Below are 23,239 nucleotides of genomic sequence, written 5' to 3' on the forward strand. Positions count from 1 at the left end.
CCGGGGCGTTGGCACGAGCCGCGCAGGCCGGACCCGCACCCGGTGCAGGATCGCGGCATCACGGCCTACATCGACACGGATCAGCGCATTCACGGTCGGTCGCCCCTCTCCAGTCCCCGCCAGTTATCGTACGGGTTCGGATCACAACGCTATGGGACCGCGCCTTAGCAAGTTAGCTGCATCATCTCCGTCGCAACGGCTAGGCGACCTTTCGATAGCTGTCGGCGGGGTGCTGCATGACCTCCATCTTGAGACGAGCAAGCGCAGCGACTGCGCCGACGTCGCCGAGCTCGATCGCCTGGAGGATGCGACGGTTGATCGCCGTGACGTCGCGTACATCCATCGGCGGCAACGGATCTGCCGACGCGAAGATGCTCGCGACACCAAGCGACCGGACCACGATCGCAAGCAGCGGATTGCCGCTCAGCTCGAGCAGGTGGTTTTCCAGCGCCAGTGCCTCGAACGGATCGGGCATCGGCGGGGAGGGAAAACAGGTGATCGGGACCGCGCTGCCAGCCTGGACGCGGCGTGCGGCCAGGACGGACGCCTCGCCGACCAGGAACGCGATCGCCTCCTTTTCGTCGGACGCCGACATCGCGCTCGCCATAAGGAATGGCGCCAGCAGGCGGATGACGCCGGTGGGGGCCGCGGGCGGTGCCAGTTCGGCCCCCTTGCGGCCTTGGCGGCAGCGGACGATCCCGAAATCCTGCAGGATACGCCTGGCCTGGCGCACGACGGCATCGGTGTAGCCCAGACGCTCGGCCGTCTCCCACTCGGCTTCTTGTGCGCCCGCGCGGGCGGTCAGTTCGCGGGTCATCCGCGCGGCCAGCGCCATCGCCGACTTGCGCCCGGACAGCGAGAAAGCGCGCTCTGCGACCTCGAGCGTGACGACGGGCGCATCGCGGGGCACCGGGCCGGCCAGTGCGTCGAGCCGCTCGAAGGCCTTGGTCAGATCGCCTTGCCGGATCATGGCGTCGAGCGCGTCATCGCGCGCGGGGGCGGCGTCTCGTTGCGACGTCCGCACGAGCATCTCGGCCAATTTCGCCAGCAGCGCCATGGTCGTATTGCCAGTCTGTTCGGCGAGGTCGGCGGCGAAGCCCCAGCTTCCGAGCGTCGTGACGGGTTGCGGCAATGTCGGGTGCCGCTGAATCGCGGCGTCAACGATCATCCGCCAGACGAGCAGCCGAAATTCCTCGATCAGCGCGAACGTCTCGCCGGTGAGCGCAAGGTACATCAGCACCGCACCGACGACGTCCTCAAGCGCGGGGGCCGCGACGAACAGGCCGCCGCCAGGCCCGCGGCGAACGTCGAGCAACCCGCGCGCTTCGAGGATCGTGATCGCCTCGCGAAACGCCGGCCGTCCCAACCCGAGACGCGTGCGGACGTCGGGCAACGCGCCGAGCGAGCGGCCGACCGGCCAGCCCTGCCCCAACAGGCACATCTCCATACCATGGACGGCTTCATGCGCGAGGCTCGCGGGCATCTGCGCGCCCAGCATGCAGGCGCTGATCCGCTGCAATTCATCCGTGCCCGCGCCGAAGACGCGTTCGGCATTCATCGCCGCCACATGCGGACCGCGATCGGGGCGATATTGTGCGATGTTGGTCATTGCTTCAGGAATTCCGCATCGAGGACGACCGTAACCGTGCCGACCATTCGCGCCATCGGCTGCTGCGTGAACTGGCTCGTGTCGACGAGCATGGTGCCGGTGAAGCCGATGGTGGAGGCGCCCTCCATCGACCGCCCGACGCCGACGAGTTCGGCGTTGATCACCACGGGCCTGGTCACGCCCATCAGCGTCAATCGGCCGTCGATGGTGGCGCGGTTGCCAGCCTTTACGCGCACAGCGGTGGAGACGAACTTGGCGTCTGGATATTTCGCGACGTCGAGCGACTGGGGTCCCTCGGGAAGAATCTTGTAGACGATCGGCGCGTAGAATGGCTTGGCATCGACGGTCACCGCCAGCGTGATCGCCGATGGCCTTGCGGGATTCCAGACCAGCGTGCCATCGCGCACGCCGAACCGCAGCACGCTGTACGAGATACCGCGATGAAGCACCCGCGCGACCGCCGACGCATGTTCAAGGTCGACGTGATACGTTCCCGCGGGCGCGGCCGACGGGTCCTTGCTGGCGGGCGCCATGGGGCCGGGCTGCGGCCGACCGGCGGGTGGCCGGTCCTGCGCATGGGCGAACCCGGCAAGGCACAGCGGCACCGCAGCGACGCCGATCCACGATCTCATAGCTCTTCGCATCATCACTCTCCATCATCCGTCCACGCGCGAGTCCGGTCTAACGCTGGCCCTGCGTTCGCCAGGGTGGCAAACAAGGGCGGTGGCAGCTAGCCGGACCTATCCGTTTGGACGGGACCTTCGGACGAGGCCCAGGGTATGGGACTCATTCCTCTTGTGTGAACCATTCAGTCACATTTGAACACTTCGGTCAAGTGTCGAGAAATGCGTATCGGCCTTTCCGGCGCCATAACTGCACGCGGCGCGCGCGGACGCAATCCCGCGATCGAACGGTCCGATTTTGGCACAGCGATCGGCCGCGATATGGCCGTGCACGAGTCGCCGATAGAACCCGGCGGCCGGATCCCCGGACGGTCTGGACGACCCCAATGAAACGGCCGCCGACAATGCGCCGACGGCCGTTGTTTCGATTATTAAGTTGTCGCCGCCTGCGACGCACGTTCGCGTCGCCGGTTCGTCAGGCCGGTTCGATCGCCCGATGGCTGTTCATCGCGACGCCGACACCCGGCCCCGTGAAGTGCACCATCTCGGCATCGGTATATTCGAGGATATCTAGGTCAGCGATGCCGTTGACGATGTGGAACGACAGCGGCAGCTGCTCGAACGTCGCGCGGTGCCAGGCGAGCGAGCCCTTGCCCGTCCAGCGGCGGAACGCGAACTCGTCGAAGTTGATGTTGGCGACCGCGCCGCCACTGCCCGCCAGCGCCGCCGAGGTCGTGACATACGCGACGTCCGCGCCCTCACGCCCGCCGGGGCTCGTGCGCGGCATGTACTTGTAATACATCTGCGCACCGCCATTCGAACCGGGCAGCTGCTTCGTCGGATTCTGCTCCTCGACGAGATCGGTCAGCGCGATGTCGAAGAATGTATGATCGTACCAGCCGGCGTCGCAGGTCGCGCGACCCGCGGATTCATCGAAGGCGATCTCGCTGAAATTGGCGAACATCTTGGGGAAGCCTAGCTCCTCGCGCCCGGTCATGATCGCGTCCGGCTGGCCCTCCCAGATGATCGGGCAGAGCGCGCCATCGAGCCGCTCGGTCTTGCCCTGATAGGTGACCGGGAAATCGATCGACAGGATGCCGTAGCCGCGTCCCGCCAGCCAATAGAGATTCTTGAACCACGCGCAGCTCACCGAGACGATCGGATCGCCGCGCAGGCTGAATCCGGCCGGGAGCAGCTTCTCGAGCTTGGCCGGATCGGTCCGGTAGCCGATCTTCATCCAGTGCGCCGTCATGTCACCCGCCTCCTCGGCGGTCCACATCCGCCCTTCGGCATGTTGCCGGGGGCCTGGGGCCGGGCCGAACATGATCGGCATGCGGTAGCGGGAGGCGGCATTGGGAATGAATGTCATTGGACAGGTTCCATTGCGGTTGAAGGGGCGGAAGGTGAATGTGGAGAGGCGCGGCGCTCAGGGGGCGCTCAGGCGGCGATCTTGCGGTGCGCCAGCTCGGTCCAGGCGCCGAGCAGTGCCGCGGTCTCGCCGGTACCGAAGACGTGACGGTCGGGTCGGATCAGCACCGCATCCGCGCCCGCCTTTGTCAGCCAGACGTCGATCGGTTCGGCAAATTTGCGAAGTTCCGGCGAATCCAGGCTGAACGTGCGCACGCTTGTGCCGGCCGGATCGATGGCCGACCGCGCGATCAGCACCGCGTCGAGACCGAAGAGCGAGTCGAGCCGCTCGCCGTCCTCGCTCACCGGTTGCGGGAACAGCGCGCCGGCACAGGCGGTATCGGTCAGATGCCCGCCCGTCAGATCGGGATACAGGACCGACACGTCCTGCGCGCCGGACGATTTCCGCGCGAGCATGTCGCGGTTGCGCTCCGCGGCGGCCGTCTCGTCGAGCAGGCAAACGATCTGGCCCATCGCGATCGCCGTGCCGATGATCGCGCGGACGTGGGGCTCGCGTTCCTGCTGATAGCTGTCGAGCACGGCGTCCTCCGCGTCGCCGCGGACGATGGCCGCGATCTTCCAGGCGAGATTGGCGGAGTCGCGGATCCCCGAGCACATGCCCTGGCCGGCAAAGGGCGGCATCTGGTGCGCGGCATCGCCGGCGAGCAAGACCCGCCCGTCGCGCCACCGCTTGGCGACCAGCGCGTGAAACCGATAGACGGCCTTGCGCTCGATCTCGATGCGATCGGCGCAATTCCATGGCGCCAGCAGTTCGCGGATGCGCGCCTCGTCAAGCATGTCCTCCGCGGTTTCGCCGGGCTTGATCATGAACTCCCAGCGGAAGCGCTTGCCGCTCATCGCCATGTGCGTCACCGGACGCTTTGGATCGCAGATCTGCTGGCAGACGATCGGCAGGTCGCCCGGTTCGTCGATGATCGTGTCGAGCACCAGCCACGGCTCGTCGAAATTGTAATCGTCGAGCGTGATGCCGAGCGCCTCGCGTACCGGGCTCCACGATCCGTCACAGCCGACGAGGTAGCGCGCACGGATCTCGCGCGAAATCCCGTTGTCGGTGACGCCGACGGTCACGCCGTCCGGGTCCTGCACCAGCCGCTCGAACGCGACGCCGGTCTGAACGCGGACGCCAAGCTCGTACAGCCGGTTGCGTAGCACCTCTTCGACCGCCGGCTGGTGAAGCGCATAGGTTTCGGCCCAGCCGAACGGCCCGACCTTGGCGTTTTCGAAGTCGAGCAAGACCTGCCCGCACGCCGTATGGAATTGATACCGCTCGGGCGCACGGCACAGCGGGGCGATCCGTTCGGCGACCCCGATCATCTGGAATATGCGCATGATCTCGTGATCGAACACCGCCGCGCGGGGGAGCGGGAATGGAGTCGGCGAGCGTTCGACGACGATCACCGACACACCCTGGCTCTGCGCGAGCGCCGCGAGGACGGCGCCGACCGGGCCCAGGCCGACGACGAGAAGATCACAGTCAAAATCACTGGTCATGACGATCGACGTTCCCCTGACATGGGCGGCGCGGGGACCTCCGCTGCCGCCGGCACGTCCGGGAGGCACATGATCGCTACCGGTCGGCGGCGCCCGACTGACGGGCGCCACGAACCTGGCACAGCTCTCAGAATCCCTCTCCGGACTTTGTTGAACCATACAGTCATATTTGAACGATATGGTCAACTGGAAACGTGCGGTTCGGGACGCGGGCCGCGGCTACTCCAGCGTGGTGCGCGCGGCGGCCTTGGTCGCGGCCGCGGCGCTCTCGCTGTCGACGCCGAGCGCCTTGAGCACGCCGCCCATCAGCGGGATGATCCGCGCGATCAGGCGCTTGACCGATTTCTGGCGGTCGATCGAATCCTGCAACATCACGAGCATCGCCCCGACCATCAGCAGCGTCGCGGAATCGGCCGGTATGCCCTTGAAGTGGCCCGACTCCAGCCCCTCGCTGATGATCTCGCGCGCCTTCACGTTGAGCGGCGCATTATTCTCGAGCAACGCCGTCGACAGCTTGAGCAGCGCCGCCACGCTTTCGGGATGATCGATCGCGAACCGCAGGATGACGAACGCGCCGCGCGCGAGCCGCTCGGGCGGCGGGGTCTGGTCGTCGACCGACGTGTCGAGCAATTCGGCGACATGGCCGCGGACCATCTTGAACAGTTCGTCGGCCAACGCCTCCTTGCTGTCGAAATGATTGTACAGGCTGCCCTTGGCGACCTCCGCCTCCTTGGCGATGTCGTCGATGCTGACGCTGTCGATCGACCGAGCCGCGAACAGACGCTGCGCCGCCTCGAGCAGCGCGACGCGGGTGCGGTTGACCCGGCGCCCCGCGGTTTCGCCCGGTTTGCGCGCGGTGTCGAGCTGGCCCAACAACGATGGCGCCTGCTTCGTACCGTCCGTGAGTCGAGGGCGAGCGGCCATGGCGAGTTCCTATCGATACGGTACAGCACGGTCGCGCCGGTACGGTTGCAAATACGCGGTCAGAATTGACCAAGGCGTCCAATTACAGACCTTGTCCGGACTCGTCAAAATGTGACGCGCACGCCACCGCGCAGCGTCCGCGGTTCGACCACGCGACTGAGCCGCCCCTCGACCGGTGCGGCATCGAAGCTCGGGATATAGGATTGGTACAGATAGGCGATATCCTTGTCGTGGCTGTCTAGGATGTTCAGGACTTCGGCATAGACCTGGAACGCGCCGAACGTGCGCGCGGCGCGGACGTTGACGACGTTGCTGCCTTTGTCGCGCTGAGAATTGTCTTCGACCAGCGGATAGCGGAACAGCAAGGTCAGCACGAAGCCGGTGAGCACCAGCGCCATCTTCGCCCAGAACACCGGGTTCATCAGCACGCGGTAGGGCTCGCCAAGCCCGAGGACGAACCCACTCGTCAGTAGCAGCGCGAGCGACGACCACATCCAGGGCAGATGCCGCTTCACCACCGCGCGCGGCGCCTCGTCGGTCGCCAGCACGCCCGCCAGCCGCAGGTCCATCACGATCGCCGCACCGACGACGCCTGCGATCGCGATGATGTGGATGCTCTGGACCCCGGGGATGATCCAGCTGGTCTCGCGGATCGCCGTGCTGAGCGGGGTGCCGTAGAGGTGGTTGGCGAACTTCGCGACTGACATGATCTGGTGTCCTAAGTCTGGCCGGCCTGAGTCTGGCAGGCCCGAGTCTGGCAAGGTGGTCCGCTCGGGTGTCTGTGAATGTGGCAGGACGAGCCCTGCCCCTTGGCCAATGACCCGCGTTTGTGCGCAGCGCGCGTAGAGAACCGTTCCTCTACGATCGCGCTACCGTTACACGGGCCGTTGCAGGTGGTCAGATCGGGTAATGGCCCGGCTGCGTCTCGATCGTGATCCAGCGCAGTTCGGTGAACGAGTCGATCCCGGCCTTGCCACCGAACCGGCCATAGCCCGAGGCCTTGGTGCCGCCGAACGGCATCTGCGCCTCGTCGTGCACGGTCGGGCCATTGATGTGGCAGATGCCCGACTGGATCTGCCTGGCGACGCGCAGACCGCGCGCGGTGTCGCGCGTGAACACCGCGGACGAGAGGCCGTACGCCGTATCGTTGGCCAGTTCGATCGCATGCGCCTCGTCACGCGCGCGGATGATCCCGACGACGGGGCCGAAGCTCTCGTCCCTGAACAGCTTCATGTCGGGCGTCACCTTGTCGATCACGTGCGCGGGCATCAGGACGCCGGTCGCATCGCCGCCGACCAGCGTTTCGGCGCCCTGGGCCAGCGCATCGTCGATCAACGCCGTCACCGTATCGACGGTCTTCTGGTCAACGACCGCGCCGAGCGGAGTCTTGCCGTCGCGCGGATCGCCGCAGGGCATCGCGGCGACCTTGTCGCGGAACTTGGCGGCAAACGCGTCCGCCACCGCCTCGACGACGATGATCCGCTCGGTCGACATGCAGATCTGGCCCGAATTCATGAACGCGCCGAACGCCGCCGCCTTCACCGCCTCGTCGAGATCGGCGTCGTCGAGCACGATCAGCGGCGCCTTGCCGCCCAGTTCGAGCAGCACCGGCTTCAGTTGCTCCGCCGCGCGCTTCGCGATGATCTTGCCGACATGGGTCGAGCCGGTGAAGTTGATCCGCCGCACCGCGGGATGATCGACCAGCGCCCCTACGATCTCGGCGGCATCCTCGGGGGCGTTGGTGACGATCTGGACCGCGCCGTCGGGGAGGCCCGCCGCCTGGAACGCCTCGACGATCAGCGCGTGCGTGCGCGGGCATTGCTCGCTCGCTTTCAGTACCGCGGTATTGCCGCACGCGAGCGGCATCGCGATCGCGCGGACGCCGAGGATGATCGGCGCGTTCCATGGCGCGATGCCGAGCATCACCCCGACCGGTTCGCGCATCGCCATCGCGATGCAGCCGGGCTTGTCCGACGGGATGACCTCGCCGGTGATCTGCGTCGTCATCGCGGCGGCTTCGCGCACGATCCCGGCGGCCAGCGCGAGGTTGAACCCGGCCCAGCCCTGCGTCGCGCCGATCTCGCCCATCATCGCCGCGACGAACTGCGGCGCGCGCGCCTCCAGCTCGGCCGCTGCTTTCATGAGCACCGCGCGGCGCGCGTTCGGGCCCAGCCCCGACCAGACCGGAAACGCCGCCTGCGCCGCATCGCAGGCCGCATTGGCGTCGGCGACGGTCGCTGCGTGGACCGTCGTCGCGACCTCGCCCGTGACCGGATTGCGCCGCTCGAAGGTTCGCGTACGCTGCTGCTCGGTGCTCAAACCCGACATCTCGCTCTCCAGACATTAATATCGTTATTACGGGCCAGCGCGCGCCGCCGATGTTCCGGCTGGCGCGCACCCTATCTCAGCGTTCGTTGACGAACCGGTTCTCGATCGCGCCAAGCCCGTCGACGGAAACGCGCACGACGTCGCCATCCTTCATGAAGCGGTTGCCCGCAATGCCGACGCCCGCCGGCGTACCGGTCGCGATCAGGTCGCCGGGCTCCAGCGTCATCACCTCGCTGAGATACGCGATCTGGTCATAGATGTCGTAGATCATCTCGCTGGTCGACGCATGCTGGCGTTGCTCGCCATTGAGTTCGAGCACGATCGTCAGCGCGTGCGGATCGGCGATCTCGTCGTCGGTGGTGATCCACGGGCCGATCGGGCCGTGCGTGTCGAACGACTTGCCGAGCGTGAACGTCGGCGAGCGAAACTGCCAGTCGCGCGCGGTCACGTCGTTGCACACGACATAGCCCGCGATCATCGACCGCGCCTCCTCGCGCGATACATGGCGGCAGCGCTTGCCGATGACGACGCCCATTTCGGCCTCGTAATCGACCATGTCGGGGCCCGCCTTCGGCACGTCAACGTCCGAGAACGGGCCGTTAATGCACGTCACCTGCTTGTTGAACCAGATCTGCGTCTTGGGCGCGGTCTTGCCCGCGGCCTCCGCCTCGTCGACGTGCGACTGGTAGTTCATGCCGATCGCGAGATATTTGCGCGGATCGGCGATCGGCGCTTCGAGCACGACATCGGCCAGCGCGAAGGACGGTGCATCGAGCGCCTCGATCGCCGGGCGCAGCGATTCGAGCTGTTCGAGCAGCAGACGCATCGAGTGACCGGCCTCGGGCGCCGCATTGCTGATGTCGATGATCCGGTCATCGACCACCTTGCCCAGACGGGTGCGGCCTTCAACGGTAAACCTGGTAAGCTTCATCGGATCGATCCTCTCAGACTAATGTCGCGGCAGAGCGCGCAGCGGGTGTCGGCGACCGTTCGAGCGCCTCCCAAGACGACCTCGACCCGACCACCCCACCTTGCTTTTTTCTTGACTAAGTCGTCCAACGATGACTGTCTAGTTCAAATAAAGCATTGCTGTCGCCCGCCAGGTCCTACGCCCGAGTAGCAGTCGGATTGGCCCGGCGCAGCGATGCCGAACCATCAGGATGGAGGAGAGCGTATGGCAACCAGATCGGTCGAGGCGGGGTGGCTGCCGGGCAGGCCCAGTACCGAAAGCGTGCGCTACACGCGCGTGGCGATGTGGCTGCACTGGGCGATCGCGATCCTGATTATCTGGAACCTAGTCAGCGGTTTGCTGGTCTGGGATCTCGCCGCCGGTTTCTTCAAGGCGCACAAGGCCTTTTACGGCTTCGGCATCACCTCGCATCTGTCGTCGGGGCTGACCGTGCTCGCGCTGACGATCGTGCGGATCGGCTGGCGGCTGCTCCACGAGCCCCCGCCCTACCCCGACACCATGAAGCCGTGGGAGCGGCACGCCGCGCATGTCGCGCATTTCCTGCTCTACACGGGCATGATGCTGATGCCGCTGACCGGCTGGGCGATCCTGTCGGCGCATCCCCCCGCCGGGTCTGCCGGCGCGAAGGTCGCCCGCTCGCCAATGGGTGCGTCGCCGATGGCGGCACCCGCCAATGGCGCGCCGGGTGCGCCTCCTGCCGGTGCGTCCAAGGGTCCACCCCCTCCCCCGGGCATCTGGTGGGTGATCCCGCTGCCGGCGATCACGCCGATCGCGAACATCGGCCTCGAGCCCGGCGGCGTGGAGCCTCAGCACGTGCTGCACGAGGAGTTTGCCGAGTGGCACAAGATCGGGGGCTATCTGATGATCCTGCTGCTGATCCTCCACATCGGCGGCGCGCTGAAGCACCAGTTCCTCGACAAGGAGCCCGAATTGCAGCGCATGGGCTTCCGCGCTCGCAGGCGTAATCAGGAATAGTCCGCTTCACCCGATGCGTACGAAAAAAAGGGGGCTGCCGGATCATTCCGGCAGCCCCCTTTTTCTCGTTTGGACATCGGCCCGACGCGTCACTCGACGCCGGGTGCATAGCGTGCGTGACAGGCGTTGCAGGCGTCGTTCAGGTGAAGCCCCGCCTCCATATATGCGTCCTTGTCCTGCTTGCGGGTCAGCGCCGCAAGCGTCAGCGCGGATTTTCGCACGCCCGCGACGCTGTCGATCCAGGCCTGCTCGTCGACCCGGCGCCCGGGCAGCAGCAGGATATTGGTCATTTCCGCCAGGCTGAGCGCATCGTTCTCGGCCAGCGTCCATTCCTCGGCATCCTTCGGGAACAGCGAGTGGACACCCGTCGCGTCGGACACATAGCCCTGCCGCTTCCAGATCTCCTGCGCGGCATGGCCGAACACCGCGCGCATCACGGTCTTGAGCGGTAGATCGGTGGCATAGCGCGTGGTCTCGACCGACCCCGCTGCGCCAGCGACCGAGTCCGTCGCAGGCGCGGCCACGGCAGCGCCCTTGGCATAGATCGGCGCGAACGACTCCACCGCGCCCTTGACGATCGCGGTGACGACGACCGGAGTCGCGGTCGGGTTCTTCCAATACCAGCCATGATGCCCCGCGAAGCCCGCCTTGAAGCGGCCTTGCGCGCTGGCCTTCATGCCCTTTGCATAGCTCGAATAGTCGCCGGGGGTCCTGGGCACGTCGGGCTCGCCGTGGAACTCGAACTCCACCGGCGCGCCGTCGGTCGACCATCGATAGGTGAGTTCGGCACCCGCCTTCATCGCCGCCTTCACCTCGCGGCCGGCATAGGGACCGAGCACGATCCGGACTCGCCGGCCACCGTCGGGCGTCGTCGCGATCGCGTCGCCCGCGACCGGCCCGGCCGGCGCCTTGCCGCCATTCGCCTGCGCGACCCGCCTTTCCCCCATCGGCGTGAGGCCGAGGACGCGGCCGATCCCGGTCGGATCCACGCCATATTCGGCCGGCAGCACCGCCGCGATGCTGATCGCCGCGGCCGCGCCGGCGGCGATTAGCACAGCGGTGTTCAGTTGTCGCAGCGTGGGGGGCGCGGTTTCGATCTGCGGTCCGGTCGCGGTCATGGCGATACTCCGATGAGGTAGCCGGCGATCTGCTGGCCGAACAGGACACATCCTGCGGTCATCAGCACGGCGTTGGCGGCGAAGGCGTGGCGCGCGAACCCGGCGGTCCGCCGCCAATAGCCCATCGCAATCAGGATCACGGCCAGCGCCAGCAGCTGACCGGTCTCGACACCCAGGTTGAACGCGACGACGTTGGCGAGCAGTCCGTCCGCCGACAGCCCGAGATCCTGCAGCTTCGTCGCAAGCCCGAGGCCGTGAAAGAACCCGAAGATCAGCACTGCGGCGCGCGGGTCGGGCCGGCGGCCGAACCAGCGCTCGAACGCGCCGAGATTGTCCAACGCCTTGTAGACCACCGACAGCGCGATGACCGCGTCGATCAGATACGCGTTCACGCTCGTCCCGAACAAGACGCCGAGGATCAGGGTAGTGCTGTGCCCGATTGCGAACAGTGTGACGTAGGTCGCGACCTGGCGCAGCCGGTAGAGAAAGAAGACGACCCCCATCAGGAACAGCAGATGGTCGTACCCGGTCACCATGTGCTTGGCGCCCAGATAGAAGAACGCGCCGATCCGCACGCCCGTCGTCGTCGCGATATAGCCGCGGTCGCCTTCGGCCACGTCGTGCGCGAACGCCGTGCCCGCGCAGCACAGCGCGATCGCCGCCGCGGCGAGCGCGACCGGGCGGATCCGGATGGTCGTCATGTCCTCTCCATGATGACGGGCGCGCAATTGAGACGCCTGGACCGCACGGGTTTGGGGCGACGCAGCCGCCGCTAGCCCAGCCAGATCCCGCTTACCGACGTCACGAGCCCCAGGATCGACAGCGCCCACAGCGCGATGTCCCAGACCGGGCGATGCAGCGTCAATATCGTCAGATCCCATTTGTGCAGCAAGTCGAACAGCCAGCGATAGGCGCGTCCGCGCGCGTCGATCGTGCCGAGCACGCGGCCGCTCGCCGGATCGAGATGCACCCAGGTCCGCGCCGCATCGTCGAACCGGATGCGCATTACGGGCAGTTGGGGCAGACCGTCGAGCGCATACCAATAGGCATCGGGCGCGGTCAGCTTTTCGGCGGCGACGATCCGCGCGCCCGGCACCAAGGCCGCCGGCGCGATGACCGGCGCGAACGGGGCGAGGGTCCGTGCGTCGACGATCCGCGTCCCGGCTGCCCAGCGGATCTCGAGCATCGGGCGACCGCGCACCCAGGCGAGCTCGACCTGTTTCGCGCCGCGGGCGATCCGCGCGAGGCGCGCCATGTCCGGCGTCCTTGCCCAGCGCGCGTTCTCATACCGCGCCTCGGCCTGCACCGAGACGCCACCGCCGCCGAACAACCGGAACGGATCGACCGACAACCAGCCGCTGAAGATCCAGGTGAGCAGGAACAGGCCACCGATCAGCCCGGCCCAGTGATGCCACAGCATCCACCCGCGATAGGGCGTCATCCGCCCGTCGCGGTAGCGTCTGCGGCCGAAGCGCGTGCGCAGGATGCCGATCCAGAACCCGGTCAGCCCGGCGACGATGCACGGCCCCGACACCCACATCACCACCTGCCGCCAGACCGCATTGTCCTGCCGCACGACCGTGAAATACAGCCAGTGCGGCACCGATCCGAGCCAGTTCCAGAAGCGTTCGGTACGGACGGTATCGAGGACCACCGCGCCGGTGCTGCCGGAGAGATACAGGACGCGCGCGTCGGGGCCCGCCAGCGTCGCCTTCCATAGCGGGCGGTGGCGGTCGAACGCGCCCGATACGGTCCACTGGTCGCGCACGATCCGCTGCATCCCGATCACCGCATCGCGGCCGAACCGCCCGGCGATCGCGCGCGCCTGACCCTCGGTCGGTGGCGTCTGCACCGTCCCGTCGAGCGCCGAGATGCTGCGATCCCGACCATCGTCGCCGGTCACCCGCCAGACGGGAAGCGCACCGCGCATCTCGATCAGCATCACCCGCGGCGGCGCATCGCCCCCTGCCGTGCGCGACGACTCTCCGGGGACCGTGCGAACCAGCGCCCAGTCGATCGTCGGCAGGCCCGCGAGCCGCTCGCGCGCGGTGAGCGCCGGAAACGGGACATAGATCATCACCAGCCCCGACAGAAACCACATCGCGAACAGGATGCAGCTGCCGATGCCGAGCCAGCGATGGCCGATATACAGCCAGCGCTTCAGCCAATGGCCGATCGCCGGGCGCCGGGCGCTAAAAGCGGGCGCGGAGCGAGACATCGATCGAGCGCGGCCGGCCAAGGATCCATTGCTGGTCGTTATAGGTCGTCAGCGCGTAATCCTTGTCGAAGAGGTTGTAGATATGGAGATCGAGCGCGAGTTCGGGCCTGAGCGCATAGCTGAGGCTGCCGTCGACGACAGCATAGGCGGGCACGCGGAACAGGTTGGCATCGTCCGAATAGCGCGCGCCGACATAGCGCAGCCCCGCGCGCGCGCCGATCTTCTGGCCGGTCCAATTCAGCCAGAGGTTCGCCGCCGTCTGCGGTACGTCGGTGGGCACGTTGCCGGTGTACGTTTTCGCACCACTGACGAAATCGTCATAGCGCGCCTTGAGCACGGTGCCGTTGGCATCGATCAGGAACCCGGCCGGCAGCGCGACGCGGACGGTCGCCTCGATGCCCTTGGACGAGCGTTGGCCGATCTGCTCGACCGGGCTGGTCGGCGTGCGCTGCGCGACCAGATTATGCTTCACGATCCGGTAGGCGGACAATGTCGCGGACACGCGGCCCTCCAGAAAGCTGCCCTTGATACCGCCCTCGATCTGCTCGCCGGTCGCGTTGGTGAAGTAATATTGGCTGGCCGCGGTCGAATAGGTGGTGAGCGTCCCCAGCGGATCGACGCCCGTCACATATTGCGCATAGAGCGAGGTGTTGGGGGTCGGCTGATACACCGTGCCGACGCGCCAGGTGGTGTTGTCGAGTTTGCGCGACGCGTTCGCCCCGCCGTTGAGCGCCGGGACCTCGCCGGTGATCGCGTCGCCGGTATACACGAAGGTGTAGCGCGATACCGTGTCGCTCTCCGCGCGGACGCCGCCGACGATCGACAGCTTTTCGCCGATCTTCAGCCGGTCCTCGGCAAACAGGCTCCACTCGACCGTCCGCGTGCGATAGCGCGGCGCGATGCCCTGCGTATCGTAAAAGCGGCCGGGGTCGAACCGGTAGGGATCGACGAAGTCCTCCTGCAGGCCCGAGCCGAAATCATGCGAATAGGTCAGCTTGACGAGGTTCACGTCGAACCCGACGACGAGATCGTTCGCCACCCCGCCACCGAACGGTGTGGCGAGCTTGATGGTCCCCTGATCGCCCCACTGCCTCTGGTCGTGGACGATGCCCGTATTGTCGGTGCGATAGATCGTGCCTGGCGTGCCCGACGTGCTGTTATACCCGCTGGGGCAATTGCCGCTCGCATCGATCCAGCAATAGTTTTCGAGGTTCCGCCAGCGCCGCTTGCTGGTCAGGTAATAGCCGACGTTGCTGACCGTGATCGTGTCGCTCGGCGACCAGTCGAGCGTGAGCGACAGGCGATTGTCCTTCGACCACATTTCCGCGTCGGCCACGTTGTAGTTGCGCGCGCGGATCGCCGTATCGAGCTTGCCGTCGATCAGCGGGGTGCCGAAATATTTCGACGGGTGCACGTCGCCATAATCGTCGCGCAGCGTCAGCGAGAAAGCGTCGCTCGGCGCGAACCGCAGCGCGCCCGACAGCGCGAGGCTGCGCGATCCGCCGCGATCGACATAGCCGTCCGACCGTCGATAGCTCGCATCCACCCGGTAGGACAGGACCCGATCGATCGGTCCGCCAATCCCCGCCGCGACGTGCGCGCTGTTCTGCGAGCCATAGCCGAGCTCGGCGTCGATCCGCGTCCGATCCCCGCTCGGCCGCTTCGAGATCATGTTGACCGCGCCGCCGAGCGAACCCTGCCCGTACAGCACCGAAGCGGGGCCGTTGAGCACTTCGATCCGGTCGATCGTCCACGGATCGGTCGGGAAGGTGATCGTGCCGGCGGCCGGAAACAGGCGGATCCCGTCGACGAGCTGGAGCACCGAGCCCTGGCCGGAGAAGCCACGCGCGGCGAGCGCGGTGCCGCCATTGCCGGGGCTGGCGACGCTGGTGATCCCGGGCGCGCGGGTGACCGCGTCGACGACGGTCATGTCGCCGCGTGCGCGAATATCGTCGCCGTCGAGCACCGCGATACTCGCGGGCGTCTCCAACAGGCTCAGGCCGAGCCGGCTGCCGGTCGCCGTCTTGGTCTCCAGCGACACGCTCCGCCCGACCACGAGAATGTCCTCGCGGTTGGTATCGGCCGGAGCGTCGCCCCCTTGGTCCGGGGCGGACGAAGCCGGCGCGATCGCAACCTGCTGCTGCGCCGTATCGGCCTGGGCGTGCGCCGCGCTCGCCAGTCCCGCAACGATCGAGAGGCTCGAGCCGGCATATCGCAAGATACGTATCGATCGCGTCAAATCGATCCCCCTTCATGGTCTGTGGCGGGGGTCCTGAGACGAAATCGATCGACCGCGCCAGTTCCGTACGGTCACCGCGCCGGATCGAACGTGCGGTCGGATAGCGTTACGCGTTTGAATACAGCGACATGGCTAGTTGGCCGGATGCGACGAATTGCCGGCGCCGGACGGGCGTTCGGGTTGCCAGATGCTCTCGGCGCGGATCGGCCGCGCCAGAACGAGCGAACTGCCGAGGTTAAGATTGCCCAGCGTCCGCACCTCGAACAGCGCCTCGAACGCGCCGCCACCGCTTTTCGCATCGATCGCCTTGAGCTGCTCCTGATCGGCGGCAATCTCGGCCATCTGCGCCACGGCGGGATCGCGCGTTCCGGCGATGATCAGGATGCGGTTGCCGGTTGGCCCCAGCATGCTCGCAATATAGCCATAGTCGCGCTGCGGCACCTTGCCGTCTGCCACCACGCCCCAGTCCGACTTGAACCGCCGGCCGGTCGCCTTGTCGATGAGCTCGTCGAAATTGTCGCCGACCTTGAACCCCGATGCGCGGAACAGCGGGTCCTGCAACGCGCCGAGCCCGCTCAGGAAACCGAGATAGACGACGTTGGCCGCCTTGAAGATCTCGGGCTTCATGTCGGACATCGTCTCGACGCCAGGGCGCTCGCCGCTGGCGTTCGTCGCGGCGTTGACGATCGGCAGCAGGCTGCGCAAGCCTCGCCCGACGCTGACCGGCAGATAATGCAGGTTCACGTCGACATAGCTGCCGACCTTGTCGGGGTTGAGCATAAGATAGCGGTCGAGTTCCTCGCGCGAATTGATCGCGAAGTCGCGCATTAGCCGTGACACGACGATCCCGTCGGCCGCATCGCCAAAGATGTAATAGTCGCCCAGTACGACCAGCGTCGGCCGCTTGTTGTCGGCGATCGGCCGCCACAAATTGCTCCGCACCGCAGCGTCGTCGCCCGACGACCGATCGACATAGACGATCCAGGCGAGTGCGTTGACCAGCGCGAGCGCTAGAAGAGCAAGCCAGACCCGGTTGATCGATCGTTTGGGCGGCGCGACGGGGGGCTCGGGTTGCTCCGCGGCCTCGTCGGCCGCGGGCGGCGATGCGAGAACGACCCGGTATTCGCCGAGCGGGATCGAGATCCAGTCGGGATCGCCGGGGGCTCGCGCGTAATGCTCGGCAAGCTTGCGACGAAGGCGGTGGATGTAGACGCGCACCGAGGCGTCTAGCATCCCGTCGAAATCATGCGTCTTGTCGAAGACGTCCTGAGCGATCTCGATCTCGCGCGGAATGCGACCGTCGAGCGAGCGTTCGACGAGGAAATCGAAGAGCCGGATCAGCGGTTCGGACCGACCGAGATCGCCGCTATCGCGAACGCGCTTGGCTTCTGCGGCCAAGCGCTCCCGATAGTCTGTATCCGTCCCCGTCATTCCGCGTGGCTATCAGTCTTTGTCGGCCGGGCAAGCGCAAACATTCCCAATGCGGCGCGCCCGACTGTTTCGTAACCTGTACGTTACCGTTCGGTGCTGGACGCAGGGGGCGCGCTGGATAGACGACCGGCGCCATGACGCCCCCCCCGACCTTCGCCCGCGCCGCAACACGGCGACGGCTGTTGTGGATCATACCGCTGTTCTTGCTGATCGCCGCCGTGGTCACGCACGGCGTGCGCTATCGGGCGATCGCGGCGCAGGTGCTGCGGGCGGATCCCGAGGCGATCCTCGGCGACCCGACGCTGCGCGATGCCGCGATCGCCGCGGGACATCCGGTCTACGCACAGCATTGCGCATCGTGCCACGGCGCGGCCGGCAAGGGCGACAGGACGCTGGGCGTTCCCGACCTGACCGATAGCGAACATCTGTACCGCGAAGGTACCGTCGCGCAGATCGAGGATATCGCGCGCTACGGCATCCGTGCGGGCAACAAGCATGGCTGGAACCTTGCGGTGATGCCCGCTTATGCCAGCAAGAACCCCGACGCCGCCGAGCCGCTTCCGCCGCAGACTCCGGCGCAGATCGAGACGCTGGCGCGGTTCATCCATGCGTTCACCGCCGGCGTCACCGATCCCGCCGCGCAGCAACGCGGGCGCGATGCCTATAACAAGGCCGGCTGCTGGGATTGCCACGGTCGCGATCTGGGCGGCGACGGCGCGATCGGCGCGCCCGCGCTCACCGACGACATCTGGCTCTATGGCGGCTCGATCGCTGACATCCGCCGGTCGATCAGTCGCGGCCGTGCCGGCATGAGCCCGGCCTTCGCCCGCAAGCTGACCCCCGCCGAATTGCGCAACGTAGCGGTCTACGTCGCCTCGCTGGCGCCAATCCAATCGGACAGGAAATGACCCAGGATACCGCTTCCCCGACCCCGACCCCGCCCCCGACCCTGGCGCCCGCGGGCGCGCTGTGGGACGTCCATCAACCCGTGGGGCGCCGCTCTCTGCTGCTCGCCGCGATCGGTGCGCTGCTCGGGCTCGGGATCGCCGGCTACGGTCTGTTCACCGCGCAGGGCACGCGGACGGCTTCGATCCCCGCGGAGGACGCCGCGCTGGTCAACGCCATCCCCGTGTTGCGCGCCGACCTGATCGCGCAGGTCACCGCGTTGTACAGCGTCCCCTATGCGCAGACGACGCGGTCGCAGCGACAGAAGGTCCTCGACGATATGGTCCGCGAGGAGCTCTATGTGCAGCGCGGCGTCGAGATGGGGCTTTCGAACGACGACATCGACGTCCGCCAGGCACTCGTCCAGGCGACCGAAGGCCAGATCGCGCAGGACGCCGCAACCGCGAAGCCGGCCGAGGACGAACTGCGCGGCTGGTACACCGCACACCGGGCAAAATACGCGAGCGAAGGCCTGATGACGCTGCACGAATGGCGGGTGCCGGCGGGTGCCGATCCGCAACGCGCGGTGGCGGCGCTGCGGAGCGGCACCGCGCCCGACGCGCTGGGGTTGAAGACCACCGGCCGGGTCGACGACGGCGAGGAATTCTACTTCGCGGCGCACGAGCATCTCGGCACGCGCGTCTTCGCGGTCGCGCGCGGTCTGGCCGACGGCGCGATCTCGAATCCGATCCCAAGCCCCGATGGGGTTCATATCGTCCAGATGATCCGCAACACGCGGCCGGTCGCGACGCCTTATCCCGAAGCGCGCGATCAGGTGCTGCGTGATTTTCTCGCGGACAAGATCGCGCGGCTTCAGGAGGGCAACAAACGCTTCCTGAAGAAGCGCGCCGACATCAAGATCGCCGCGGACCTGCAATGACAATGCGCATCATCGTCCGGTGGCTGCTCGCGTTGTGCGCGACGTTTATCTGGCAGCTCGCGCCGGCCAGCGCACACACGCGGTCCGAATCGCATTCGACCTGGCTGGTCGACGGCAGTTCGGTCCATCTGACCTTCTCGGTGTCAGATCTCGAAGCGCGCCGGCTCACGCCCGATGGTCGTCCCCCCAACACGCCGCAGCTGATCGCGTATCTGAAGCCCAAACTCGGCGCCTCCGCGCAAGGCAAGGCCTGCGCACTGACCGGCAAGCCGCGCCCGGTCGCCGCCGTCACTGGCTATCGCCGCGTCGAGTTCTTCTACGATTGCCCATCCGCCGAGGGCGTGATGCTCCACGACGGCGCCTTCTTCGAACTGGTGCCGACGCATGTGAACCTGGCGCAGATCCAGACCGCCAAGGGGGACTTTGTCGAAGACGTGCTGACCGCCGACTCACAGACGATCGACCTGAGCAAGGCGCAGGGCGGCGAGATCGAGGGCGCCGGGTTTCTGACGTTCGTGAAGATGGGGCTGATGCACATCTTCACCGGCGTCGATCATATGAGCTTCCTGCTCGGGCTCGTGCTGATCTCGCGGCGGTTCAAGGATCTGATCTTCGTCATCACCGGCTTTACGCTGGGGCACAGCCTGACGCTGGCGCTTGCCGTCACGGGAATCATCCGCCCGCACGCCGAGTTCATCGACGCGCTGGTGGCGCTGACGATCGCGCTGATCGGGGTGGAAAATCTCGCGGTGCAGATCCAGCGGCCGGGGCTGTTCGCGCTCTGGACGGGCGGTGCGCTGCTCGCGATGGCGGGGCTCAGGCTGCTCGGCATCGGCCTGCTCCCGTTCACGTTGTTACTGGGCGCAGGGCTGTTCGCCGCCAATTACCTGATGGTGGCGGGCCATGTCCGCGATGCCGGTCGGCTGCGGCTCGTCGTCACGCTGATTTTCGGCCTGATCCACGGCTTCGGCTTCGCCGCCGACCTGCTCAACGAGTCGATCCCGCCCGCCAAGCTCGCCGAGCTGCTCGTCGGGTTCAACCTCGGCGTCGAGATCGGCCAGCTCACGGTCGTCACGACGTTGGTGGGGGTCGTGGCGCTGCTCCGGCGGGTCAGGCTGACATTGCCGAGGCCGATCGTGGTCGATGTGTGCGCGTCGTTCCTGGTGCTGGAGGGCGTGTATTGGTTCGTCAGCCGAAGCTTCAGCTTTGCCTGATCCCGCACGTCCATCGTCCGAACGCGGCGCCCGAAAGATGTTGTTAATTCATCCACCTATCTCGGGGCCGGATGGCTGCTAGTTTCGGAAGGTAACGTTTTGTGTCCGGATCATTTTTTCTCGGACGGCATGGCGATCATCTGAATTCGGCGTGAGCCGACCCGGACGGGGTCGGACCTGGGGCATGCAAACATGAGTCGAACACCGCGTCTGTTGCTCGCCACATCGCTCGGCTGCGCCGCCATGGGGCAGCTCGCCTTCGCCGGATCGCCGCGCGCCGCGGCAGCGACCCCGACGGTTGCCTCGGGCCAGCAAACCTATCAGAAATGGTGCAGCGACTGCCATACGCCGCCGACCGGCCCGGGCAGCATTGCCTTGCAGCGGAAGTATAACGGCAATCCGTCCGCGATCCTGTTGCAGCGAACCGATCTGACCGCCGAATATGTAAAGCTAGCTGTCCGCAACGGCGTGTCGTTCATGCCCTCGTTCCGCAAGACCGAAATCACCGATGCCGAGCTGGCGCAGCTGGCGGGTTACCTGACCGCGCCGCATCAGGCCCGCCCCGCGGCCAAGCGGCCGTGACAATCCTCCCCGACACCACCGCCCCACTGATAACCCGACGCGCCGTGATCGGCACAGGCGCGGTCGCCGCGTCGCTTGCCTATGCCGGCAGCTCCGCGGCCTCTGCCCGGGCGGCGGACAACCGAGCCGCGATACGTCCGATCGATGCAATGCTGATCGACGACGGCCTCGACCTGCCCCGGCCGCTGGCCGACTTCGTCACGGCGCGAGCGCGGACGCTGCCGGTCGTCACCATCCGGCTCGACGCCGCCGGGCACAGCGCGCTCAACCGCGTCCTGAACGAGAGTCACGTCATCGTCGGGATCACCGCTGGCGCGACCCTGTTCTGCGTGGAACGGATCGCGTGGGAGCATGGCTATCGCCTGGCCGCGCGGACACAGCGGGGCCACGCCGATTTCAACGCGGAGAATGGTCGCCGGGTCGTCGCCGCCTTCCTGAACGACGCGCATCCGTTCACCGCTTCGCCCGCCCTCCCCGCTGCCGCCTACCGGCCGTCGCTGAACGATGGAATGTTGCACGCCTGGGCGATGCGCAAGGATGCGCGGACGCGGTCCGATCACACGGAATCCCGGACATGAAATTACCGCCAGACGTCACCCAGGCCGATTTCGCGGCCGCGCTCAAGGCGTTCGCCGCGATCGTCGGCAGCGAATGGCTGTTCACCAGCGACGAGGATCTCGAACTCTACCGCGATTCCTATTCGATCCTTTGGGACGAGACCGCCGAGCCGACCGCCTCCGCCGCGGTCGCGCCCGATACGTCGGAACAGGTCGTCGAGCTCGTCAAGATCGCCAACCGCTACAAGACTCCGATCTACCCGATCTCGACCGGCAAGAACCTGGGCTATGGCGGCGCGGCCCCCGCGGTCGCGGGCAGTGTCGTACTCGATCTGAAGCGGATGAACCGGATCGTCGAGATCAACGAGCGCAACGCCTATGTCGTCGTCGAGCCCGGCGTCAGCTATTTTGATCTCTACGCCTACATCCAGGATAAGGGCCTGAAGCTGTGGATCGATTGTCCCAGCCCGGGCTGGGGCAGCCTGATCGGCAATGCGCTCGATGGCGGCGTCGGCGTCACGCTGGCCTCCTACCGCAGCCATTTCGACGCGCAGTGCGGCATTGAGGTCGTGCTGCCCGACGGCCGGATGATGCGTACGGGCATGGGCGCGATGCCCAACGCGAAGACCTGGCAGCAATTCCGCCCCGGGTTCGGCCCGCGCATCGATGGCCTGTTCAAGCAATCGAACTTCGGCGTGGTCACCAAGATGGGTTTCTGGCTGATGTCCGCGCCGGAGAATTTCGCGACCGGCGTCGTCACCGTCCCCAAATTCCACGACCTGATCCCGCTCGTCGACACCATCGGCCGGCTCGAGCAGAGCAAGATTGTCCAGGGCCTCTGGACCCTGTCGAGCCCGACCACCGGCGTTCGCGGCGACGCGGCGCACATCATCGGCGGCGTGCCCCCGCAGGTCGATCCGCGGATCACCGCGGTGATGAACGACCCGGCGGGCGCCGACATGACCAAGCTCGACATCGCGGCACAGGCCGCCGGCGTGCCGTTCTGGGCGTGCGAGTTCAACCTGTACGGGCCGGCCAAGCTGATCGCGGCGCAGTGGGAGTGCATCTGCGACGCGATCCGCACGATCCCCGGCGCGCAGTTCAAGCTGAACGCGATTCGGCCGTTGCCGCTGCCCGCCGCGGAATTGGCGCCGCTGTTCGATACCGGCCCGTTCGGCATCCCGTCGCTGCGCACCTTCAGCATGGGGCCGATGATCTCGTACGAAGGCGAGGACGTCGTCGGCCATGTCTTCTTCTCGCCGGTCATCCCGCGGACGGGCGAAGCCGCGATCGAGGCGATGGACGTGTTCGCCAAGCTCGGACGGAAGTACAAGCTCCCCTCCCCGCCGCTGCAATTTCCCTCGTCGATCTTCGAGCGCGCGTTCCTGTTCGCGATGGGCCTGCCGGTCACGCGGTCGGCCACGGTCAACGCGAAGGTCCGCGACGTCGTCCGCGAACTGATCGCGGTGTCGGCCGAGCATGGCTGGGGCGAATACCGCACCGCACCGGCCTTCTACGACACGGTCATGGAGACCTATTCGTACAATGACCATGCGCTGCGCGACTTTCTCGAGACGCTGAAGGACGCGGTCGATCCCAACGGAATCATGTCCGTCGGCCGCTACGGCATCCGGCCGCGCGCAGCGAGAAAGGCCAAAGCATGACTTCTCCCGCCTTCGTTCCCCCACTTTCGATGACGAGACCATC

The 23,239-nt window shown here is 66.7% G+C and carries 20 protein-coding genes; 7 read left to right on the forward strand and 13 right to left on the reverse strand.

What is annotated here, in order from left to right; translation table 11 throughout:
• Window positions 1-199: 199 nt before the first annotated feature.
• The 8 genes from C8J26_RS18535 to C8J26_RS18570 all read right to left on the reverse strand — a co-directional run bounded on the left by C8J26_RS18535 (window position 200) and on the right by C8J26_RS18570 (window position 9,334).
• Window positions 200-1,609, reverse strand: a complete 1,410-nt coding sequence (locus tag C8J26_RS18535; protein WP_107959688.1) for a hypothetical protein — start codon at window positions 1,607-1,609, stop codon at window positions 200-202.
• Window positions 1,606-2,241: a YceI family protein gene (locus tag C8J26_RS18540; protein ID WP_167398908.1), complete on the reverse strand. Its 636-nt coding sequence runs from the start codon at window positions 2,239-2,241 to the stop codon at window positions 1,606-1,608. Before C8J26_RS18540 ends, C8J26_RS18535 begins: the two co-directional genes overlap by 4 nt.
• Window positions 2,242-2,707: 466 nt before the next feature.
• Window positions 2,708-3,601, reverse strand: coding sequence for an acetoacetate decarboxylase family protein (locus C8J26_RS18545; RefSeq protein WP_107959692.1), 894 nt, complete (start codon window positions 3,599-3,601; stop codon window positions 2,708-2,710).
• A 68-nt stretch (window positions 3,602-3,669) separates the two neighbouring features.
• The gene (gene mhpA, locus C8J26_RS18550) at window positions 3,670-5,151 is read right to left on the reverse strand and encodes a bifunctional 3-(3-hydroxy-phenyl)propionate/3-hydroxycinnamic acid hydroxylase MhpA (protein ID WP_167398909.1); all 1,482 of its coding nucleotides are present in this window, start codon (window positions 5,149-5,151) and stop codon (window positions 3,670-3,672) included.
• A gap of 219 nt (window positions 5,152-5,370) precedes the next feature.
• Entirely contained in the window at window positions 5,371-6,075 is a 705-nt protein-coding gene (locus C8J26_RS18555; protein ID WP_107959696.1) for a TetR/AcrR family transcriptional regulator, read from the reverse strand.
• 104 nt (window positions 6,076-6,179) lie between these two features.
• Window positions 6,180-6,782, reverse strand: a complete 603-nt coding sequence (locus C8J26_RS21140) for a DUF6644 family protein (protein WP_208631461.1) — start codon at window positions 6,780-6,782, stop codon at window positions 6,180-6,182.
• Window positions 6,783-6,972: 190 nt separating this feature from the next.
• A complete protein-coding gene (locus tag C8J26_RS18565; protein WP_107959698.1) occupies window positions 6,973-8,403 on the reverse strand; it encodes an aldehyde dehydrogenase in 1,431 nt (476 codons plus the stop codon).
• Window positions 8,404-8,479: 76 nt separating this feature from the next.
• Entirely contained in the window at window positions 8,480-9,334 is an 855-nt protein-coding gene (locus C8J26_RS18570) for a fumarylacetoacetate hydrolase family protein (RefSeq protein ID WP_107959700.1), read from the reverse strand.
• Between the two features lie 243 nt (window positions 9,335-9,577).
• On the opposite strand from C8J26_RS18570, the gene C8J26_RS18575 reads away from it, so the two are divergent.
• On the forward strand, window positions 9,578-10,348 hold the full coding sequence (locus C8J26_RS18575; protein WP_107959702.1) for a cytochrome b: 771 nt from the start codon (window positions 9,578-9,580) through the stop codon (window positions 10,346-10,348).
• An 89-nt stretch (window positions 10,349-10,437) separates the two neighbouring features.
• On the opposite strand, the gene C8J26_RS20725 is transcribed toward C8J26_RS18575, so the two are convergent.
• From C8J26_RS20725 to C8J26_RS18600, 5 genes are all read right to left on the reverse strand, one after another.
• The gene (locus C8J26_RS20725; protein ID WP_208631462.1) at window positions 10,438-11,466 is read right to left on the reverse strand and encodes a hypothetical protein; all 1,029 of its coding nucleotides are present in this window, start codon (window positions 11,464-11,466) and stop codon (window positions 10,438-10,440) included.
• The gene (locus tag C8J26_RS18585; RefSeq protein WP_107959704.1) at window positions 11,463-12,167 is read right to left on the reverse strand and encodes a HupE/UreJ family protein; all 705 of its coding nucleotides are present in this window, start codon (window positions 12,165-12,167) and stop codon (window positions 11,463-11,465) included. The genes C8J26_RS20725 and C8J26_RS18585 overlap by 4 nt, the downstream gene beginning before the upstream one ends.
• A gap of 71 nt (window positions 12,168-12,238) precedes the next feature.
• The gene (locus C8J26_RS18590; RefSeq protein ID WP_107959706.1) at window positions 12,239-13,684 is read right to left on the reverse strand and encodes a PepSY domain-containing protein; all 1,446 of its coding nucleotides are present in this window, start codon (window positions 13,682-13,684) and stop codon (window positions 12,239-12,241) included.
• Window positions 13,659-15,902: a TonB-dependent receptor gene (locus C8J26_RS18595; protein ID WP_244185401.1), complete on the reverse strand. Its 2,244-nt coding sequence runs from the start codon at window positions 15,900-15,902 to the stop codon at window positions 13,659-13,661. Before C8J26_RS18595 ends, C8J26_RS18590 begins: the two co-directional genes overlap by 26 nt.
• 153 nt (window positions 15,903-16,055) lie before the next feature.
• A complete protein-coding gene (locus C8J26_RS18600) occupies window positions 16,056-17,321 on the reverse strand; it encodes a helix-turn-helix domain-containing protein (protein ID WP_107959708.1) in 1,266 nt (421 codons plus the stop codon).
• Window positions 17,322-17,488: 167 nt separating this feature from the next.
• Between C8J26_RS18600 and C8J26_RS18605 the strand changes: the two genes are divergently transcribed.
• The 6 genes from C8J26_RS18605 to C8J26_RS18630 all read left to right on the forward strand — a co-directional run bounded on the left by C8J26_RS18605 (window position 17,489) and on the right by C8J26_RS18630 (window position 23,196).
• Window positions 17,489-18,262 carry a c-type cytochrome gene (locus C8J26_RS18605; RefSeq protein WP_107959710.1) on the forward strand — a complete coding sequence of 258 codons (774 nt, stop codon included), beginning with the start codon at window positions 17,489-17,491 and terminating at the stop codon, window positions 18,260-18,262.
• Window positions 18,259-19,179 (forward strand): peptidyl-prolyl cis-trans isomerase, encoded by a 921-nt coding sequence (locus tag C8J26_RS18610; RefSeq protein ID WP_107959712.1) that lies wholly within the window; start codon window positions 18,259-18,261, stop codon window positions 19,177-19,179. The genes C8J26_RS18605 and C8J26_RS18610 overlap by 4 nt, the downstream gene beginning before the upstream one ends.
• Window positions 19,176-20,393 (forward strand): HupE/UreJ family protein, encoded by a 1,218-nt coding sequence (locus C8J26_RS18615; RefSeq protein WP_107959714.1) that lies wholly within the window; start codon window positions 19,176-19,178, stop codon window positions 20,391-20,393. Before C8J26_RS18610 ends, C8J26_RS18615 begins: the two co-directional genes overlap by 4 nt.
• 192 nt (window positions 20,394-20,585) lie before the next feature.
• A complete protein-coding gene (locus C8J26_RS18620) occupies window positions 20,586-20,975 on the forward strand; it encodes a c-type cytochrome (protein WP_146168909.1) in 390 nt (129 codons plus the stop codon).
• Window positions 20,976-21,124: 149 nt separating this feature from the next.
• Window positions 21,125-21,553, forward strand: coding sequence for a hypothetical protein (locus tag C8J26_RS18625; RefSeq protein WP_146168910.1), 429 nt, complete (start codon window positions 21,125-21,127; stop codon window positions 21,551-21,553).
• Window positions 21,550-23,196, forward strand: coding sequence for an FAD-binding oxidoreductase (locus C8J26_RS18630; RefSeq protein WP_107959720.1), 1,647 nt, complete (start codon window positions 21,550-21,552; stop codon window positions 23,194-23,196). Before C8J26_RS18625 ends, C8J26_RS18630 begins: the two co-directional genes overlap by 4 nt.
• Window positions 23,197-23,239 lie beyond the last annotated feature (43 nt).

Origin of the sequence: Sphingomonas aurantiaca, from assembly GCF_003050705.1 — a bacterium.
Lineage (GTDB): Bacteria > Pseudomonadota > Alphaproteobacteria > Sphingomonadales > Sphingomonadaceae > Sphingomonas > Sphingomonas aurantiaca.